The following is an 18,135-nucleotide window of genomic DNA, read 5'->3' on the forward strand; positions in this document are numbered from 1 at the left end:
CCCCGCGTCGGCCGTTGGCTGGTGGCCCTCTCCCGCAACCCCGTGGGTCCGCACCCGCCTCCGCCGCCCGGCCCCCCCCGCTGCGGGGGGAAGCACCTGAGCGATCTGTTACGACGGGGGAATCGCGTCAGGCACTGCGGGGGGTGGCTGAGATGGTCCGTGGATTGGGGGTTTCCGGTTCCACCAGCCGATGGTCTCGTCGGTCGAGGTTCACAAAGATCATTCCGTACCGGATGGCACACCGTACGGGCTGCGGCGCCCCCCGAGGCCGCCGCAGACACAGGTACGCCCTCACGTCCTCGTCCTCGTCCCGCGTGACGACGACCGGCTCCCCGAAGACGGTCACCATCAGCGAGTCACCAGGATGAGGAATCGCGGTGACCAGGTCGATGAAGTGCCACCCCGAGCGATAGGCGGTGGCCATTTCGCGCCGGAAGGACCGGTCGTCGGGTGGCGTGGTCATGCGTCCGCGCCCGCCGGAATCGACCAGCCGACGTCCTGGGCGCCGTCACCGCCGGTGACCACCCAGCCGACGTCCCCCGAGCCGGCGGCCGAGATGTCCCAACCGACGTCCAGCGCGGCGGTCTTCGCGCCGGCGGGGCTCGACCAGCCGACGTCAAGAGGACCGGCCGCACCGCTGGCCAGCGCGACTACGAAGGCAGTGGCAAGCACTGAGCGAAGCATTCTCTTATTCATGGTCGGCTTCGTCCTCACTTGATGGCTTCCTCTCCCCCGTGAGACAAGACGATGGCTCATTCAGGCACGTCAATGCCACACAGGAGATGCATCATGTTCCTGCACGTTCAGGACCCTGGGGGGTGGAGATTTGCCAACGAAGAGCACAAAACCGACACATCCTCATGGCATCACCGATCTGTGTGCCGACGGCTCCCGTCTCTACGCCAGTGCTCTCAGTTCCGGACGTATCTCCCGCGGCGAGGTCGAAAGCGCCCCCTGTCTGCTCGAGTTCGCCCTGCTCCACCCCGATCCGGACGACGCGGGCTGGTTGCGCCCGGTTCCGCCCTCCGTCGTGCTCGCCCAGCAACTGCAGCCCCTGGAACGGGAGATACAGGACCGACGGCGCCTCACCCTGGATCTGGCGGACACCTTCCAGCCGTTCCTGGACATCAGTGCCCAGAAACCGGCGACCACCCACGCGATCACCGTGCTGGAGGGCATCGACCGCATCCACGCGGCGCTCGACGTGGCGATCGCCGAGGCCCGTACCGAGGTCCTGACGGTACAGCCCGGCGGCAGCCGGCCGGAGCACATCCTCAGTCAGGCCCTCAAGCGCAGCAAGCCGCTGATAGAGCGGGGCATCTCCATGCGCACGCTCTACCAGCACACCGTGCGGCACAGCCAGAGCACCTACGCGTACATGGACCAGATGGCCGGCGCCAAGGTCGAGATCCGCACCCTCGAGGAGCTCATCGAACGGCTCATCATCTGCGACACCACCGTGGCCTTCATCCCGGCCCAGGACGACCGCCAGGTCGCCCTGGAACTGCGCCACCCCGGCCTCGTGCAGTACCTCATCAGGGTCTTCGAGCAGCTCTGGCAGCGGGCCACGCCGCTGCTGGAGGAGGTGCCCTACGAGTCCACCCCGGAAGGCATCACCGGCGTCCAGCGGTCCATAGCCAAACTGCTCATCGAGGGGCACGTCGACGAGGCGATCGCCCGCCGGCTCGGCATGAACGTCCGCACCTGCCGGGCCCACATCGCCAAGCTGGCGGCCGCGCTCGGCAGCGGCAGCCGGGCGCAGCTCGGCTTCCTGATCGCCCAGGCGGGGATCCTGGACCGCGACAGCTGACCACCGACCGCCCAGGCATCAGAAGGCTCCCGGGTGACGGCCGAAACGCACCACCGGACCACGGGCGACGGACCCGAGGCCGAGCCGGGCCGGCCGGCCGGCGGCGCACCGCCGCGCGCCCACACGCACGGCGTCGAGGACCTGTGCGAGGAGGGCCGCCGCCTGCACTCCCGCGCCCTGCTGGAGGGCCGTGTGCCGCGGCGGGACGCGCGCCGGGCGGCCCCCTGCCTCATCGGCCACGGGCTGCTGCAGCCCGACCGTGAGGACGACCGCTGGCTGCGCCCGGTGGCCCCCTCCGTGGCCCTGCCCCGGCTGCTGCGCACCATCGAGGACAGCATCTCCGTCCAGCGCCGGCGCGAGGCCAGACTGGCGGACCTCTTCGAGCCGTTCATGGCCATCGACGCCCAGATCGTGCCCGGCAACGACCCCCTGGCGATCAGCGTCCTGGGCGGCCTGGAGCAGATCAACGCCGCCATCTGCGAGGCGACCGCCCGCGCCACCCGCGAGGCCCTGGCCATCCAGCCCGGCAAGCGCTCCGACGCCGCGATGGCCGCCTCGCTGCCCATGGAGCAGCGCCTGCTCAGCGCGGGCGGCCGGATGCGCACGCTCTGCCAGCACACCCAGCGCCACTCCCTCGCCGTCCAGGCCCACTACGAGCAGCTGCGGGGCGACTTCGAGGTCCGCACCCTGGACGAGCTCACCGAGCGGCTCATCGTGCTCGACCGGACCGTCGCCTTCATCCCCGCGAACGCCGACCGCACCCTCGCGCTCGAGGTACGCCACCCCGCCCTCGTCGGCTACCTGGTGACCGCGTTCGAGCGGCTGTGGCGGCCGGCCACACCGATGCTGCCGGAGCCGGCCGGGCTGCCCGCCCGCGGCGGCGTCACCCCCCGTCAGCACGCCGTCGCCGCCCTCCTCGTCGAGGGCCACACCGACGCCGTCATCGCCGAGCGGCTCAGCATGAACGTGCGCACCGTCCGCGTCCACATCGCCAAGCTCGCGGCGACGCTGGGCAGCGAGAGCCGGGCCCAGCTCGGCTACCTCATCGGACAGTCCGGGATTCTCGACCGCGAACGGTGACCGGGGCGGCGCCGGGCGGCCGGCGGGGGCCGTCCAGGCCCACCTGGGCGATGCGCACGCCGAGCTGGGTGCGGCTGGCCGCGCCGAGGGTCTCGGACAGCCGCGCGATGTGCGCGCGGCAGGTGCGGACGCTGATGCCGAGCCGCTCGGCGATGACGGCGTCCTGGTGACCCTCCGCCAGCAGGGCCGCGATGGACTGCTCCCGGTGCGAGATGCCCTCGATGCCGGTGTCCGGCAGCGGCGCGGTCAGCGGGATCGCCAGCCGCCACAGGCGGTCGAACACCGTGCCCAGATAGCCGACCAGGGCCGGGTGGCGCAGTTCCAGGGCGAGGGTGCGGTCGGCGTTCGCGGGGATGAAGGCCACCGTGCGGTCGAAGAGGATGAGCCGGTCGATGACCTCGTCGAGGGTCCTCGCCTCCACCGCGTCGCCCATCAGCTCCAGGTAGTTGAGCAACCCCTGGCCGTGCCGCGCCACGTGCGTGTACAGGTCCCGCATCCGCACGCCCCGGCCGCGCAGCGCGAGGGCCCGGTGCAGGCCCTCCGTCAGCTCGTGCTCCGGGCGGATGCCGCCGGGCTGCACGGTCAGCACCTCGGTCGTGCACGCCTCGGTCGCCTCGTCCATGGCGGCCTGGATGCGCGAGAGGCCGTCCAGGACGCGGATCGCCGAGCCGCCCGAGCCTCCCGAGCCCTCGCGCGACGCCGTCGGCACGGGCGGGCCCAGCCCGGCGTACCGCTCGACGGCGGCCACCACCGCGCCCACCCGCCGCTGGCTGGCGCTGACTTCGTCGTACACCCCGCGCAGCAGCCGGGTCATGACCTCCTGCGGGGAGGTCGGCACGAGCCAGTCCATGTCGTCGGGGTCCGGGTGCAGCAGCGCCAGTTCGAGCAGGCAGGGCACCGGTCCGGCGTCCCGGCGGGGCACCCGGCCACGCCGTACGGCCCGGGAATACACGCGATCCCCGGCCTCGCACAGTCGGTCAGCACCGTGTGGATGCTCGTCCGTCCCGTGCCCGGCCATCGCCCGTTCCACCCCCGGTTCCGCCGTCTTCCGCAGCGCAACTATGCGCGGACCGAACCGGCTCCGCAACACGGCTCCGGCACGGGTGACCGCCGGAAAGCACCGGTATGCACGCCTATGACCAGGGCTTCTTCCGTACGGTTGCAACAAGCTGATGCCGCTTCCGCCGGACGCCGCTCCACCGGGGGCGGGAGCGGCCCGCCCGGGCGGGCCCGAACGGGCGTGAGCGGACCGGAGTTGGCCGGATATCGCCGTGGCGTCAGTTCAGGCCGATGGCGGCGCAGGCCGACTTGTACTTGCCGGTGCAGATGTCGGAGATCTTGTAGATGCCGTCCGCGACGACGGTGGACCTGATGTTCTTCTTCGTCAGGGCGGTCACGGTGACGAGCTGCGCCGGGATGTCCTTGTCGGTGGGGCTGTCGACGGTGTCCTCGGTGAGCGCGTCGAACTGGATCTCGTGGCCCTGGACCTTGGCCACCGCCATCTGCGCGGCGGCCGCCGCCTCGTCCGGGTAGGACTTGTACACGCTCATGTACTGCTCACCGGCGACGATCCGCTGCACGGCCGCGAGTTCGGCGTCCTGGCCGGTGATCGGCGGCAGCTTGGTCACCCCGGCGTTCTCCAGCGCCTTGACGATGCCGCCCGCCATGCCGTCGTTGGCGGAGTAGACGGCGGCGATGTTGTCCTTGCCGATCGCCTCGATCGCGGCGGTCATGTTGGCCTGGGCGTTCTCCGGCTTCCAGTCCTTGGTGTCGTAGGACTTGGCGATCGTCACCTTGCCGTTGAGCTCGGACATCGCGCCCGACTTGAACTGCTTCGCGTTCGGGTCGGTGGGCGAGCCGTTCATCATGACGATCTTGGCGGAGCTGTCGGCCCCGCTGCCCAGGGCGTCCAGCAGGGAACGCCCCTGCACCTCGCCCACCAGCTCGTTGTCGAAGGAGATGTAGGCGTCGATGGGGCCCTCGGCGAGCCGGTCGTAGGCGATGACCGGGATGCCGGCGTCCTTGGCCTTCTTCACCTGGGCGGCGATCGCGTGCGAGTCGACGGCGTCCAGCAGGATGATGTCGACCTGGTCGTCGATCATCCGCTGCATCTGCGCGGCCTGCTTGTCCGCGTCCTGATCGGCGTTGGCGTAGGAGACCTTGCCGCGGTTGCCGGTGAGAGCGGCGACCTGCTTCTTGATGATGGGGTAGTCGAAGCTCTCGTACCGCGTGTTGGCCTTCTCCGGGAGCAGCAGACCGACGGTGACATCGTTGCCCTTGGTCGGACTCGCCGTGCTGCCGCTCGACGACGCGCCCAGCACCCCGCAGGCGCTCAGCGACACGGACAGGGCGGACGCGGCCACGGCTATGGCGGTACGACGCATGGGGCTGCTCACTTCTGATGCTTTCCGGACATGGGCGCACCCTTGCGACCCAGGTGTCTGAAAAGACAACGCTTCCCCAACCCTCAGCGTCAAGCCGAACCACTTAACGAGTGCGCAACACCACGCTCCGCTTGCGCTGTGAAGACCCGGCACATCGGCCTCCCCAGCCTGTTCACAAACCCTCCATGCAACGGCGGACCACGAGAAGGCAAAGATCCGCACAACCAACCGCTTTCCTCGCGAGTCGTGATCACGGCAGCCCTTATCAACCGTTCCCCGTTCGAGCAGAGGACCGAATGAACCCAGCCAGCCGCACGACCGTCGTGGCGGCCACCGCCGTCGTGCTCGCCACCGCAGGTGCCCTGCTCACCGCCGCCGCCCCCGCGTCCGCCGCGACGAGCTGCGCCTCCCCCGTCTACCAGCGGCAGTTCTACGCGAACACCACGTTCTCCGGCACACCGAAGAAGACGGACTGCGACTCCGCGGTCAGCGAGAACTGGGGCACCGGCGCGCCCGCCTCCGGCCTGCCGTCGAACTACTTCGGCGTCCGCTGGACCGTCACCCGTGACTTCGGCTCCGGCGGCCCCTTCTCGCTGCCGGTCTCCGCCCAGGACGGCATCCGCGTCTACCTGGACGGCGTCCGCAAGGTCGACCTGTGGAAGAACGTGTCGACGACCGTGAAGAAGACCGCCGACATCACCGTCCCCGCCGGAAAGCACACCCTCCGCGTGGACTTCGTCAACTGGACCGGCCCGGCGAACGTCGCCTTCTCCTATCTGCCGCGCACCTCCGCCACCGTGGACACGGTCAAGCCCCTCGCCCCGGCGGGCACTTCGGCCGCCTACGACAGCGCGACCGGCAAGGCCAAGCTCAGCTGGGCGAAGAACAAGGAGATGGACCTCGCGGGCTACCGCGTCTACCGGCGGCTGAAGGGCGCCTCGTTCGGCGCCACCCCGCTCGCCACCACCACCTCCGCCTCCTACACCGACAGCACCCTGCCGGTGACCGGGGCGACGTACTACTACGAGGTCCGCGCCTACGACAAGGCGGGCAACGTGTCGACGGGCAGCGCCGACCAGCCCGTCACCACCGCCGACCGGGTCGCGCCCGGCGTGCCCACTGTGGTGAGCGCGAGCGGCGAGGTGACGCCGACGGGCGGCACGGGCGGGCTGAAGGTCGCCTGGAAGCAGGTCGCGGACGCGGTGTCGTACCGCGTCTTCCGGTCGGCGGCCAAGGACGGCGACTACACCGCCCTCGGCAGCACCGGCGCGCTCTCCTACCTGGACACCTCGGCCGCCGAGAGCACCGTCTACTACTACCGCGTGTCGGCCGTCGACGCGGCCGGCAACGAGTCCGCGCGGTCCGCGCCCTGGGGCGGCCAGATCTGGGACAACGACCCGCCGCCGCTGGTCACCGGACTGACCGTCACCCCGACCGAGTACGGCTTCCATGTGAACTGGGACAAGAGCCCGGCCACCGACCTGAAGTACTACCGGCTCACCTGGGGCGAGCTTGTGGGCGACGAGGGCGAACAGGCCTGCTACGGCACGGGTTCGGACTACCTCACCCCGGATGCCGTCTCCTACGACCACGCCACGCTCCCGGACGGCGACGAGGTCTGCTTCTTCATCGACGCCGTGGACGACGACAACAACTCCGCCAACCAGTGGAACGGCCCCGCCTGGGCCGTCATCGCGACCGAGCTCGACATGACGCCGAGCGTGCCCACCCCGGAGGGCTCGCCGCTGAAGCTGACGGCGGCCTCCGCCAAGGCGGGCGTCTCGCTGTCCTGGAACGCCGTCTCCGGCGCCACCGGCTACCAGGTCTACCGCTGGAACCCGCGGACCGAGGCGTACGAGAAGCTGGCGGCCGCCACGTCGGCGACCTCCTACCAGGACACCGCCGCCGCCAGGGGCACCACCCACTTCTATTGGGTGACCGCCCTGTACGCGGACGACACGGAGTCGGCGCCCGGCGCCGACTGGGCGGTGACCGCGCCCTGAACACGCGGAAGGGGCCCGGAGATCCGGGCCCCTTCCGTCACGCGCCTGCGGGTCAGTCCCCGTCGGTCCGGGACTGCTGCCGCTTGGGCCGCCACACCACCAGCGCGCTGGTCTGCTGGACCTCCTGGTAGGGAACCAGGTCGCGCCGGTAGGAGGCGTGCACCGCGGCCTCGCGCTGCTGCATCGCGGCCGCCGCGCCGTCCAGGGCCGCCTGCAGTTCCGCGACGCGGGACTGCAGGGCGGCGACCTGGTTCTCCAGTTCGATGATCCGCTTGATGCCGGCCAGGTTGATGCCCTCGTCCTGCGACAGCTGCTGCACCTGGCGGAGCAGTTCGATGTCACGGGCCGAGTAGCGGCGTCCCCGGCCCGCCGTGCGGTCGGGGGACACCAGACCCAGACGGTCGTACTGACGCAGCGTCTGCGGGTGCAGACCGGACAGCTGTGCGGCCACCGAGATGACGTAGACCGGGGTCTCCTCGGTCAGTTCATACGGATTGCGTCGACGGCCGTCCATCTCGTCATGCTCCCTTCGCGGCCTGGAACAGCTCCGCCCGCGGATCCTCACCCGCGGTCGCCTCGCGATACGCCTCGAGCGCGTCACGAGCCTTCCCCGTCACGTCCTTGGGGACACTCACCTCGACGGTGACCAGGAGGTCGCCGCGGGTGCCGTCCTTGCGGACCGAGCCCTTGCCGCGGGCGCGCATGGTGCGCCCGTTGGGCGTGCCCGGCGGCAGCTTCAGGGTGACCGGCGGTCCGCCCAGGGTGGGCACCCTGATCTCGCCGCCGAGCGCCGCCTCCGCGAACGTCACCGGCACGGTCACCGTCAGGTTGTCGTCCTTGCGGCCGAACACCGGGTGGGCGCCGACGTGCACGGTGACGTACAGGTCGCCGGCCGGGCCGCCGCGCTCGCCCGGCGCGCCCTTGCCGCGCAGCCGGATGCGCTGCCCGTCGGACACCCCGGCGGGGATGCGCACCTGCATGGTCCGGGAGGACTTCGCCCGGCCCGAGCCGTTGCAGACCTCGCAGGGGTGCTCCGCGATCAGGCCGCGGCCCTTGCAGTCCGGGCAGGGGTCGGTCAGCGAGAAACCGCCGCCGGAGCCCCGGGCGACCTGGCCGGTGCCCACGCAGGTCGGGCAGACCCGCGGGTTGCCGTTCTTGTCGCCGGTGCCGGAACAGGCCCGGCAGGGAGCCTGCGAGGACATCCGCAGCGGGACGGTCGCCCCCTCGATCGCCTCGGTGAAGCTGAGGGTGACCTCGGTGTCGATGTCCTGGCCGCGCCTGGGCTGCACGCGCGTGGTGCCCGAGCCGCCGCGGTTGAACAGGCCCCCGAACACGTCGCCGAGACCGCCGCCGAAGCCGCCGGCCTGGCCGCCCTGGGCGCCGCCTCCGAAGAGGTCGCCCAGGTCGAAGTTGAAGGAGCCGCCGCCCGCGCCCGGCCCCGGGCGGAACCCGCCGTTGCCGAAGAGGGCGCGGGCCTCGTCGTACTCCTTGCGCTTCTTGGGGTCGCCGAGGACGTCGTTCGCCTCGGAGATCTCCTTGAAGCGCTCCTCCGCCTTGGCGTTGCCCTTGTTGGCGTCCGGGTGGAACTCACGGGCGAGCTTCCGGTACGCCTTCTTGATCTCGGCCTCGGTGGCGTCCTTGGGGACGCCGAGGACCTTGTAGTAGTCCTTCTCGATGAAGTCCTTGGTGCTCATCCTCGACGTCCCTCCTTCCCGGTCGGTTCAAGCTCAGCCCTCGTCCGGGCCACCGCTCTCCTTGTCGTCGGCCGCCTCCGTCGTCTCCTCGGCCTTCACGGTCTGCGCACCCGGCTGCGGCTCGGCCACGGCCACCCGCGCGGGGCGGATGGTGCGCTCGCCGATGCGGTACCCGGGCTGCAGGATCGCCACGCACGTCGTCTCGGTGACGTCCGGCGCGTAGCTGTGCATCAGCGCCTCGTGGATCGTCGGGTCGAAGGACTCGCCCTCCTTGCCGAACTGCTGCAGACCCATCTTCGCCGCGACGGTCTCCAGCGACTCCGCGACGGACTTGAAGCCGCCGACGAGTTCGCCGTGCTCCCGCGCGCGGCCGATGTCGTCGAGCACGGGCAGGAGCTCGGTCAGGAGGTTCGCCACGGCGATCTCCTTGACCGTGACCCGGTCGCGTTCGACACGGCGGCGGTAGTTCTGGAACTCGGCCTGGAGCCGCTGGAGGTCCGCCGTGCGCTCTTCGAGCGCCTTGCGCACCTGGTCCAGCTGGGCCGTCAGACCGGTGATCTTCTCTGCGTCCCCGGCCGGGGCCGCCTCCTCCTTGGGGGCGGCGGCCTTCGGCTCGGCGTCGTCGGGGGTCGCGCCGGAGGGGACGTCGGGCTTCTCCTCGAAGCCCGGGGTCTCCTCCGTCACGCGGCACCGTCCTTGCGCTCGTCGTCGACGATCTCGGCGTCCACGACATCGTCGTCGGCCCTCGGGGCCTCGGCGCCGCCCGCGGCGGCCTGCGAGGCCTGGGCGTCGGCGTACATCGCCTGGCCCAGCTTCTGGGACACGGCCGCGACCTTCTCCGTGGCGGAGCGGATCTCGGCGATGTCCTCGCCCTTGAGCTTCTCCTTCAGCTCCGCGACGGAGGCCTCGACCTCGGTCTTGATCTCGCCGGGGACCTTGTCCTCGTTGTCCTTGAGGAACTTCTCGGTCTGGTAGACGAGCTGCTCGCCCTGGTTGCGGGTCTCGGCGGCCTCGCGGCGCTTGTGGTCCTCCTCCGCGTAGCGCTCGGCCTCCTCGCGCATGCGGTCGACCTCGTCCTTCGGGAGCGAGGAGCCGCCGGTGACGGTCATCTTCTGCTCCTTCCCGGTGCCGAGGTCCTTCGCCGTGACGTGCATGATGCCGTTGGCGTCGATGTCGAAGGAGACCTCGATCTGCGGGACGCCGCGCGGCGCCGGCGGCAGACCGGTCAGCTCGAACATGCCGAGCTTCTTGTTGTACGCCGCGATCTCGCGCTCGCCCTGGTAGACCTGGATCTGCACCGACGGCTGGTTGTCCTCGGCCGTGGTGAAGATCTCGGAGCGCTTGGTCGGGATCGTGGTGTTGCGCTCGATCAGCTTGGTCATGATGCCGCCCTTGGTCTCGATGCCGAGGGACAGCGGGGTGACGTCGAGCAGCAGGACGTCCTTGACCTCGCCCTTGAGGACACCGGCCTGGAGCGAGGCGCCGATGGCGACGACCTCGTCCGGGTTCACACCCTTGTTGGCCTCCTTGCCGCCGGTCAGCTCCTTGACGAGCTCCGCGACGGCGGGCATACGGGTGGAGCCGCCGACGAGGACGACGTGGTCGATCTCGTTGATGGAGATGCCGGCGTCCTTGATGACGTTGTGGAACGGCGTCTTGCAGCGCTCCAGCAGGTCCGCGGTCAGCTGCTGGAACTGAGCCCGGGTGAGCTTCTCGTCCAGGTGCAGCGGGCCCTCGGCGGACGCGGTGATGTAGGGCAGGTTGATCGAGGTCTCCGTGGAGGAGGACAGCTCGATCTTCGCCTTCTCCGCGGCCTCACGCAGACGCTGGAGGGCCATCTTGTCCTTGGCCAGGTCCACGCCGTGACCGGACTTGAACTGCTGCACCAGGTAGTCGACGACGCGCTGGTCCCAGTCGTCACCACCGAGGTGGTTGTCACCGTTGGTGGCCTTCACCTCGACGACGCCGTCGCCGATCTCCAGCAGGGACACGTCGAAGGTGCCGCCGCCGAGGTCGAAGACGAGGATCGTCTGGTCGTCCTTGTCGAGGCCGTAGGCGAGCGCCGCCGCGGTGGGCTCGTTGACGATGCGCAGGACGTTCAGGCCCGCGATCTCGCCGGCCTCCTTGGTCGCCTGGCGCTCGGAGTCGTTGAAGTAGGCCGGGACGGTGATGACCGCGTCGGTCACCTTCTCGCCCAGGTAGGCCTCGGCGTCCCGCTTCAGCTTCTGCAGGATGAACGCGGAGATCTGCTGCGGGTTGAAGTCCTTCCCGTCCAGCTGGATCTTCCAGTCGGTGCCCATGTGGCGCTTCACGGACCGGATGGTCCGGTCCACGTTGGTGACCGCCTGCCGCTTGGCCACCTCGCCGACGAGCACTTCACCGTTCTTGGCGAAGGCGACGACGGACGGCGTGGTCCTGGCGCCCTCGGCGTTGGTGATGACGGTGGGCTCGCCGCCCTCCAGAACGCTGACGACGGAGTTAGTCGTGCCCAGGTCGATGCCGACCGCACGTGCCATGGTTGCTTCCTCCAGCTGACTTGAGTGGATCGGACTCAAGTGTGCCTGACGCACAGCGCTGGGTCAACAGACCTGAGTCAGGCGGACTCAACTCTTATCCGTTCCTGACACGCAACCGCCGCGTGACCTGCGAAGACGACGTGACCTCCGGCACCCCTCGCGGCCCCCGCACCCCGTACACGGGGACGCGCAGCAGCGCGAGAACGGCGACGATCACCCCCGCGGCCACCCAGAACACCCCGGACTCCGCGAGCCCCAGATGGGTCAGGACACCGACGAGTACCCCGGCGAGGGCGCCCACGCCCAGGACGACGGTCACGCCCTGGGCGGTGAGCCCGAGCCGGCGCAGCCGGTGCCCGAGATGGTCGGGGCCGCCGCGCGACAGCGCCCGTCCGGCCAGCCGCCGTGACAGCACGACGAGGAGGACGTCGGCGCCCGCGACCGCGGTGAGCGCGAACAGCACCCCGGCGCTGGAGCCGAGCCCGTGCCCCGTACGGGTGAACACCGCGGCCGCGGCCGGCAGGAACCCGGTGAACAGCGACCCGCAGGCACCGAGCCCGACCCGCGCGGGAGGCCAGTTGTGGATGAGGAACCCGGCCAGCGCGGCGGCCAGCACGCTCATCAGCAGGGCGACCGCGTCCATCACCTCGGCGGCGGCGCAGGCGGCCACCCCGAAGGCGGTGAGCACCCCGACCGTGCCGGCCAGCGCGTCGGCGTGGTCGAGCGCGCGGAAGGCGAGGGCGACGAAGGTGATCCAGCCGACGGCCAGCAGCCCGCCCGGCACCCCGGTCTCGTCGTACGGCACCACGCAGGCCGCCGCCACCGCCGTACCGGCGGCCACGAACCGCGTCCTGACCCGCCGCACGTCCGCCACCAGGCCCAGCGCGGCGACGGCGGCCGCGGCGGTGAGCAGCCTGTCGAGTTCCGGACCGAGCGGTGCGGCCCCGGTCCACCGCCCGGCCGCCGCCACCAGGCAGGTGCCCAGCACGAGCGCCGGTCCGCCGGCGGGCGGCACCGCCCGCCGCCGCCGCGACCCGGCGGGGCGGAGCAGCAGGGCGGGTCTGCGCAGCAGGGCGGCGAGCGCGGCGGTGAGGAGCAGGGCGGTGGTGGCGGCGGCGATCCCATAGAGCACGGGTCCAAGTTAGAAGCTGATGTCACAATTTGACGTGAATAACACGATAAGAACTTTCCGCGACCCTCAGCGCAGGACTTGAGGAGCGGAGGCACAGGACCCGAGGAGCGGAGGCACAGGACTTGAGGGGCGGAGGCACAGGACTCGAGGAGCCGAGGTGCAGGACTCGTGGAGCGGGGAAGGTGAGGCGACCCTCAGTGCGGTCTTAAGGCGACCCTCAGCGACACAGATCACCGAACGCCCGGCTACATTGCGACGGAAGATGGGGGTAGTCTCAGACGGACTGCATAAGTTACCGCTTAGTAATACCGCTCAGTAATCTCCCTCGCAGGCCCGAGGAGCCCCGAAATGCAACTCGCCGCGATCATCGTGTCGCTGGTACTCGCTGTGGTCGGCGTCGCGCTGTTCGGCCGCGCCATCGCGCAGATCTACCGATTCGTACGGCTCGGCCAGGACGTCCCGGCGGGCACGCGCACCAACGACTGGACCGCCCGCACCGCCACGGTGATCAGGGAGTTCCTCGGCCACACCCGGATGAACCGGTGGGGCGTCGTCGGCGTCGCCCACTGGTTCGTCGCCGTCGGCTTCTTCTCCCTGGTGCTGACCCTGGTCAACGCCTTCGGCCAGCTCTTCCAGGCCGACTGGACGCTGCCGGTCATCGGGCACTGGCTGCCGTACGAGTTGTTCGTCGAGTTCATCGGCACCATGACCACGCTCGGCATCCTCACGCTGATCGTGATCCGCCAGCTGTCGCTGCCGAACCGGCCCGGACGCAAGTCCCGCTTCGCGGGCTCCAACTTCGGCCAGGCCTACTTCGTCGAGTCCGTCATCCTCATCATCGGCCTCGCGATCATGACGCTGCGCGGCCTGGAGGGCGCCCTCGCCGACGTGCACGGCTACGAGGCCGCGTACTTCGCTTCGTACCCCCTGGTCCTCGCCTTCAAGGGCCTGAGCGTCGGCGCGCTGCAGAACCTGATCTACCTCACCGCGATGGTCAAGATCGGGACGTCCTTCGTCTGGATGATCGTCGTCTCGCTGAAGACGGACATGGGCATCGCCTGGCACCGCTTCCTGGCGTTCCCGAACATCTGGTTCAAGCGCAACGCCCGCGGTGAGACGGCCCTCGGCGCGCTGCTGCCGATGACGAGCGGCGGCAAGCCGATCGACTTCACCGACCCCGGCGACGACGACGTCTTCGGCGTCTCCCAGGTCGAGCAGTTCTCCTGGAAGGGCCTGCTGGACTTCTCCACCTGCACCGAGTGCGGCCGCTGCCAGTCGCAGTGCCCGGCCTGGAACACCGGCAAGCCGCTGTCGCCGAAGCTGCTGATCATGTCGCTGCGCGACCACGCGCACGCCAAGGCGCCCTACCTGCTGGCCGGCGGCGGCAAGACGATGGAGGGCGAGGAGAAGGCGTCCGAGGAGCAGCTGGCCGGCGTCCCCGCCGCCGCCCTCGCGGAGGCCGAGCGGCCGCTCATCGGCACCGCCGAGGAGAACGGCGTCATCGACCCGGACGTGCTGTGGTCCTGCACCACCTGCGGCGCCTGCGTCGAGCAGTGCCCGGTCGACATCGAGCACATCGACCACATCCTCGACATGCGCCGCTACCAGGTCATGATCGAATCGGCCTTCCCCTCCGAGGCGGGCACGATGCTGAAGAACCTGGAGAAGAAGGGCAACCCCTGGGGCCTGGCGAAGAAGCAGCGCCTGGAGTGGACCAAGGAGGTCGACTTCGAGGTCCCGGTCGTCGGCAAGGACATCGAGGACCTCACCGAGGTCGAGTACCTGTACTGGGTCGGCTGCGCGGGCGCCCTGGAGGACCGCGCCAAGAAGACCACCAAGGCCTTCGCCGAGCTGCTGCACATCGCGGGCGTGAAGTTCGCGATCATGGGCGGCGACGAGAAGTGCACCGGTGACTCCGCCCGCCGCCTCGGCAACGAGCCCCTCTTCCAGGAGCTCGGCATGGAGAACGTGGCCGCGCTGAACATGGCGTTCGGCGAGGAGACGGACGACGAGGGCAACGTCACGCCCGAGTCGAGGAAGCCGAAGTCGGCGAAGAAGATCGTCGCCACCTGCCCGCACTGCCTCAACACGATCGGCAACGAGTACCCGCAGCTCGGCGGCGACTACGAGGTCATCCACCACACGCAGCTGCTGCAGCACCTCGTCGACGAGGGCAAGCTGATCCCGGTCACCCCGGTCGAGGGCATCATCACCTACCACGACCCGTGCTACCTGGGCCGCCACAACAAGATCTACACGCCCCCGCGCGAGATCATCGGCAAGGTCCCGGGCCTGCGCAACGAGGAGATGCACCGCCACAAGGAGCGCGGCTTCTGCTGCGGCGCCGGCGGCGCCCGGATGTGGATGGAGGAGCGGATCGGCAAGCGCATCAACAACGAGCGCGTCGACGAGGCCCTGTCCGTCAACCCCGACATCGTCTCCACGGCCTGCCCGTTCTGCCTGGTCATGCTGACCGACTCGGTCAACGGCAAGAAGAACGACGGCAAGGCCAAGGAGTCCATCCAGGTCGTGGACGTCGCCCAGCTCCTCCTCGACTCCGTCAAGACCCCGCTCGACCCGGCGGGCGAGGCGGAGCCGGAGAACGAGCCGGAACCGGAGCCGGTGAAGTAACGGCCCCTTCCGCCGGACAGCGCCCCGACGCCGCCGACGCCCCCGAGCCCCGCACTCCGCGGGCCGGGGGCGTCGCCGTGCCGGGGCTGGTGCCGGGGGCGTCGCCGTGCCATGCCTGGGGGCCACCCCGGGGCTGTCGCCATGTCCGGGACGCGTGCATCATGGCCCAGGCGTTGTCGACGGTGCCGGCGGGCAGAACGGTGCACGTGCGAAGAAGCGAAGCGGCTGCCACGTCCGCACTGGGCTGTTTGCTGATCTGTTCACTGGGCTGTCTCCTGCTGCCCCTCTCCGCCTGCGGCCCCGGCACCGACGCCGGCACGGCCCACCCCCGCACGGGTCGCGGACGCACCCGCCCAGCTCCGTCCCCCCGCGGCAAGAGCAGCGAGACCGAGGACGACTTCAACGGCGACGGTCACCGCGACCTGGTCCCGGACAGCCTGGTGAAGGCGCAGAGCCAAGCCGACGACGCGGGCATCGGCATCGGCATCGTCTACGGCAGCGCGCACGGACTCGGGCCGGACGCCCGGCAGCTCATCAGCCCCGCCAAGTACGCCGCCCGCGTCGAGGGGCAGCTGACCGCCGTCTTCGACGCGGAGGCGAGCTGCGACCTGGACGGCGACGGCTTCACCGACCTCGTCGTCTCGACCGACCCGCCCTACGACGGCCACGGACAACCCCCGGTCCCCCTCCAGATCCTCTTCGGCTCCCCGGACTGCCTGACCCACGCCGTCCCCTCAACGTCCCCCTCACCGTCCCCGGCCGCGCCCGCTTCGGCAACGACTGGCCCGACCAGCCGGTGTGCGGCGACTTCGACGGCGACGGCGCCCAGGACCTCGTCCTGCACGCCACCGGCGGCCGGCTGAGCTACCTGCGCGGCCCCTTCACCCACCTGGGCGTACCGCACGCCGCCGGTGCTCCGATCCCGTCTCCGGGCGAGGTCCCGGCCGGCCCGGCGGCCGACGTGAACCGCGACGGGTACGACGACCTGGTGGTCCGCGCCGCGGAGGGCAGCGCGCCACCCTGGCCTCCCCGGCTCGATGCTCGACGCCGCCGACTTCGACGGCGACGGCCTGAGCGACCTGGTCTCCAGCGGCTCCCGCCTGCGCGTCTTCCGGGGCCGCGCGACGGGCCTGACCACGGCGGGCACGGTGACCGTCGAGCCGACGGCCCACGGCACCAGCCGCGTCCTGACGGCCGGCGACTTCGACGGCGACGGCCGGGCGGACTTGGTGGTGCGCACCCACCTCGGCGAGACGAAGGACACGGTCGCCGTCCATCCCAGGCAGAAGAAGGGCCTGCTGGCCACCGAACCGTCGGTCACCTTCTCGACCTCGCAGTTCCTGGCCCGCTGAAAACACCGCACCGACCTCTCAGGACCCCGTTCTCCGCCTCGCCCTTACGGGAACTCCCGGAAACCGCACGGGCGATCACCGGGGAGGTTCCGTAAGGGATGTCACAGCTCGGCCGCAAAGCCGGGCCCGGAAGTCCGGGTCCGGCACGCCACTCTCCCGGACCAGGTACGTTCGAAGGCGTGGCTGGATTCAGGAACGGACGCGGCGGCCGGAACCACGGCACCCCGCACACGCGACCGCAACAACCCCCGTACGGACAGCAGGCGCCGCAGGGACCGTCGTACGGCTACCCCCCGCCGCCCCAGCCGTACCCGGGACAGCAGGGACAGCAGCAGTACGGCAACGGCGGCCACGGCGGCCACGGCGAGCCGGAGTACTTCGGCGACGGCGCCCCGCACGCGCCGCAGGGCGCCTACGACCCGTACGCGGCCAACAACCCGGGCCACACCCAGGCCTTCTCGATCGACGAGGCCTATCACCAGGGCGAGACCTACCGGGCGGGCTCGGCCCCGGCCCCCATCGGCCCGCGCCTGCACTGGAAGGAACTCCTGCGGGGGATCGTCTTCTCCCCCAGCCAGACGTTCCTGCAGATGCGCGACTACGCGATGTGGGGCCCCGCCCTCACGGTGACGTTCCTCTACGGCCTGCTCGCCGTCTTCGGCTTCGACGGCGCCCGCCAGGACGCGATCAACGCGACCCTGTCGAACGCGGTCCCGATCGTCCTGATCACGGCCGTGGCCATGGCGCTGTCGGCCTTCATCCTGGGCGTGGTCACCCACACCCTGGCCCGCCAGCTCGGCGGCGACGGCGCCTGGCAGCCCACGGTCGGCCTGTCGATGCTGATCATGTCCCTCACGGACGCCCCGCGCCTGGTCTTCGCCATGTTCTTCGGCGGCGACGCGACCTTCGTGCAGGCCCTCGGCTGGGCAACCTGGGTGGCCGCCGGCGCCCTGCTGACCATGATGGTCAGCCGCTCCCACGACCTGCCCTGGCCGAAGGCCCTGGGCGCGTCGTCGATCCAGTTGATCGCCCTGCTGTCGATCGTGAAGCTGGGCACGTTCTAGCGACGACGTCCCGGCGACGGCCGGCAGGCCGTTACCTGACGGGCGGGGATCCCGCAGGAGCCCACCGTGGACCGTCCACCGTGGACGCCACGCGCCCCCGCCCTCGCCGGGCTGGAGAACGAGCCGTCGGCGGCCCTCAGCCTCCGGTCTCCGCCTCCCAGCGCTCGGGTCCCACACCCCGCCAGTCGATCCACGGCACCCCGACGACCTCCGACGGGTCGATCTCCAGCCCGGCTCGACGGAGGAACTCGGCGACATCGGCCAGGTTGTGCGCCAGCCCGAGGATCTCCCCGTCCACGCGGACGCGCCGGCCACCCGTGGGCGACGGCGGATGCACGATCACGCGAATGGACCCGGCCATGCCTTCAGGATCGTCCCGGACGTACGCCCCCGCATTCCAGTCCGACGCACCACTCGAATCGCTCATGAGTTCGATTGAAACACCATGCGGATTCGACGTCGAACCGAC

General features: G+C 70.6%; 15 protein-coding genes and 1 pseudogene. 6 read left to right on the forward strand and 10 right to left on the reverse strand.

What is annotated here, in order from left to right; all coding sequences use genetic code 11:
- Nucleotides 1-127: 127 nt before the first annotated feature.
- Both AB0G63_RS14095 and AB0G63_RS14100 read right to left on the reverse strand, forming a co-directional pair.
- Nucleotides 128-463, reverse strand: a complete 336-nt coding sequence (locus tag AB0G63_RS14095; RefSeq protein ID WP_360749285.1) for a hypothetical protein — start codon at nt 461-463, stop codon at nt 128-130.
- Nucleotides 460-672 carry a hypothetical protein gene (locus tag AB0G63_RS14100; RefSeq protein ID WP_360749287.1) on the reverse strand — a complete coding sequence of 71 codons (213 nt, stop codon included), beginning with the start codon at nt 670-672 and terminating at the stop codon, nt 460-462. Before AB0G63_RS14100 ends, AB0G63_RS14095 begins: the two co-directional genes overlap by 4 nt.
- 154 nt (nt 673-826) lie before the next feature.
- Between AB0G63_RS14100 and AB0G63_RS14105 the strand changes: the two genes are divergently transcribed.
- Nucleotides 827-1,810: a helix-turn-helix transcriptional regulator gene (locus tag AB0G63_RS14105; protein ID WP_360749289.1), complete on the forward strand. Its 984-nt coding sequence runs from the start codon at nt 827-829 to the stop codon at nt 1,808-1,810.
- A gap of 141 nt (nt 1,811-1,951) precedes the next feature.
- Nucleotides 1,952-2,890, forward strand: coding sequence for a helix-turn-helix transcriptional regulator (locus AB0G63_RS14110; RefSeq protein ID WP_360749611.1), 939 nt, complete (start codon nt 1,952-1,954; stop codon nt 2,888-2,890).
- Here the strand turns inward: AB0G63_RS14110 and AB0G63_RS14115 are convergent.
- On the reverse strand, nt 2,853-3,908 hold the full coding sequence (locus tag AB0G63_RS14115; RefSeq protein WP_360749292.1) for a helix-turn-helix transcriptional regulator: 1,056 nt from the start codon (nt 3,906-3,908) through the stop codon (nt 2,853-2,855). The genes AB0G63_RS14110 and AB0G63_RS14115 overlap by 38 nt on opposite strands.
- 259 nt (nt 3,909-4,167) lie before the next feature.
- A complete protein-coding gene (locus AB0G63_RS14120) occupies nt 4,168-5,274 on the reverse strand; it encodes a substrate-binding domain-containing protein (protein ID WP_360749295.1) in 1,107 nt (368 codons plus the stop codon).
- 296 nt (nt 5,275-5,570) lie between these two features.
- Between AB0G63_RS14120 and AB0G63_RS14125 the strand changes: the two genes are divergently transcribed.
- Nucleotides 5,571-7,277, forward strand: a complete 1,707-nt coding sequence (locus tag AB0G63_RS14125; protein WP_360749298.1) for a PA14 domain-containing protein — start codon at nt 5,571-5,573, stop codon at nt 7,275-7,277.
- A 52-nt stretch (nt 7,278-7,329) separates the two neighbouring features.
- Here the strand turns inward: AB0G63_RS14125 and AB0G63_RS14130 are convergent, their stop codons facing one another.
- The 5 genes from AB0G63_RS14130 to AB0G63_RS14150 form a co-directional block, all read right to left on the reverse strand.
- Nucleotides 7,330-7,791, reverse strand: a complete 462-nt coding sequence (locus AB0G63_RS14130; protein WP_360749300.1) for a helix-turn-helix domain-containing protein — start codon at nt 7,789-7,791, stop codon at nt 7,330-7,332.
- A gap of 4 nt (nt 7,792-7,795) precedes the next feature.
- The gene (dnaJ, locus tag AB0G63_RS14135; RefSeq protein WP_360749303.1) at nt 7,796-8,971 is read right to left on the reverse strand and encodes a molecular chaperone DnaJ; all 1,176 of its coding nucleotides are present in this window, start codon (nt 8,969-8,971) and stop codon (nt 7,796-7,798) included.
- Nucleotides 8,972-9,004: 33 nt separating this feature from the next.
- The gene (grpE, locus tag AB0G63_RS14140; RefSeq protein ID WP_360749306.1) at nt 9,005-9,655 is read right to left on the reverse strand and encodes a nucleotide exchange factor GrpE; all 651 of its coding nucleotides are present in this window, start codon (nt 9,653-9,655) and stop codon (nt 9,005-9,007) included.
- Nucleotides 9,652-11,487: a molecular chaperone DnaK gene (gene dnaK, locus AB0G63_RS14145; RefSeq protein ID WP_360749309.1), complete on the reverse strand. Its 1,836-nt coding sequence runs from the start codon at nt 11,485-11,487 to the stop codon at nt 9,652-9,654. The genes grpE and dnaK overlap by 4 nt, the downstream gene beginning before the upstream one ends.
- Nucleotides 11,488-11,581: 94 nt before the next feature.
- Nucleotides 11,582-12,619: an MraY family glycosyltransferase gene (locus AB0G63_RS14150; RefSeq protein ID WP_360749312.1), complete on the reverse strand. Its 1,038-nt coding sequence runs from the start codon at nt 12,617-12,619 to the stop codon at nt 11,582-11,584.
- Between the two features lie 348 nt (nt 12,620-12,967).
- On the opposite strand from AB0G63_RS14150, the gene AB0G63_RS14155 reads away from it, so the two are divergent.
- From AB0G63_RS14155 to AB0G63_RS14165, 3 genes and pseudogenes are all read left to right on the forward strand, one after another.
- Nucleotides 12,968-15,250 carry a (Fe-S)-binding protein gene (locus AB0G63_RS14155; protein ID WP_360749315.1) on the forward strand — a complete coding sequence of 761 codons (2,283 nt, stop codon included), beginning with the start codon at nt 12,968-12,970 and terminating at the stop codon, nt 15,248-15,250.
- A 251-nt stretch (nt 15,251-15,501) separates the two neighbouring features.
- Nucleotides 15,502-16,602, forward strand: a pseudogene (locus AB0G63_RS14160) (VCBS repeat-containing protein).
- Nucleotides 16,603-16,700: 98 nt separating this feature from the next.
- Nucleotides 16,701-17,666 carry a Yip1 family protein gene (locus tag AB0G63_RS14165; protein WP_360749317.1) on the forward strand — a complete coding sequence of 322 codons (966 nt, stop codon included), beginning with the start codon at nt 16,701-16,703 and terminating at the stop codon, nt 17,664-17,666.
- Nucleotides 17,667-17,802: 136 nt separating this feature from the next.
- On the opposite strand, the gene AB0G63_RS14170 is transcribed toward AB0G63_RS14165, so the two are convergent.
- Nucleotides 17,803-18,027 (reverse strand): hypothetical protein, encoded by a 225-nt coding sequence (locus AB0G63_RS14170; protein WP_360749320.1) that lies wholly within the window; start codon nt 18,025-18,027, stop codon nt 17,803-17,805.
- Nucleotides 18,028-18,135: the final 108 nt, after the last annotated feature.

It is taken from the genome of Streptomyces sp. NPDC020996 (assembly GCF_040641355.1).
GTDB lineage: Bacteria > Actinomycetota > Actinomycetes > Streptomycetales > Streptomycetaceae > Streptomyces.

Excerpts from the sequence above, each read along its gene's own strand:
- AB0G63_RS14095 (WP_360749285.1), bottom strand. The coding sequence starts at position 463 with ATGACCACGCCACCCGACGACCGGTCCTTCCGGCGCGAAATGGCCACC.
- AB0G63_RS14115 (WP_360749292.1), bottom strand. The coding sequence starts at position 3,908 with ATGGCCGGGCACGGGACGGACGAGCATCCACACGGTGCTGACCGACTG.
- AB0G63_RS14120 (WP_360749295.1), bottom strand. The coding sequence starts at position 5,274 with ATGCGTCGTACCGCCATAGCCGTGGCCGCGTCCGCCCTGTCCGTGTCG.
- AB0G63_RS14125 (WP_360749298.1), top strand. The coding sequence starts at position 5,571 with ATGAACCCAGCCAGCCGCACGACCGTCGTGGCGGCCACCGCCGTCGTG.
- AB0G63_RS14130 (WP_360749300.1), bottom strand. The coding sequence starts at position 7,791 with ATGGACGGCCGTCGACGCAATCCGTATGAACTGACCGAGGAGACCCCG.
- dnaJ (WP_360749303.1), bottom strand. The coding sequence starts at position 8,971 with ATGAGCACCAAGGACTTCATCGAGAAGGACTACTACAAGGTCCTCGGC.
- dnaK (WP_360749309.1), bottom strand. The coding sequence starts at position 11,487 with ATGGCACGTGCGGTCGGCATCGACCTGGGCACGACTAACTCCGTCGTC.
- AB0G63_RS14155 (WP_360749315.1), top strand. The coding sequence starts at position 12,968 with ATGCAACTCGCCGCGATCATCGTGTCGCTGGTACTCGCTGTGGTCGGC.
- AB0G63_RS14165 (WP_360749317.1), top strand. The coding sequence starts at position 16,701 with ATGTCACAGCTCGGCCGCAAAGCCGGGCCCGGAAGTCCGGGTCCGGCA.
- AB0G63_RS14170 (WP_360749320.1), bottom strand. The coding sequence starts at position 18,027 with ATGGCCGGGTCCATTCGCGTGATCGTGCATCCGCCGTCGCCCACGGGT.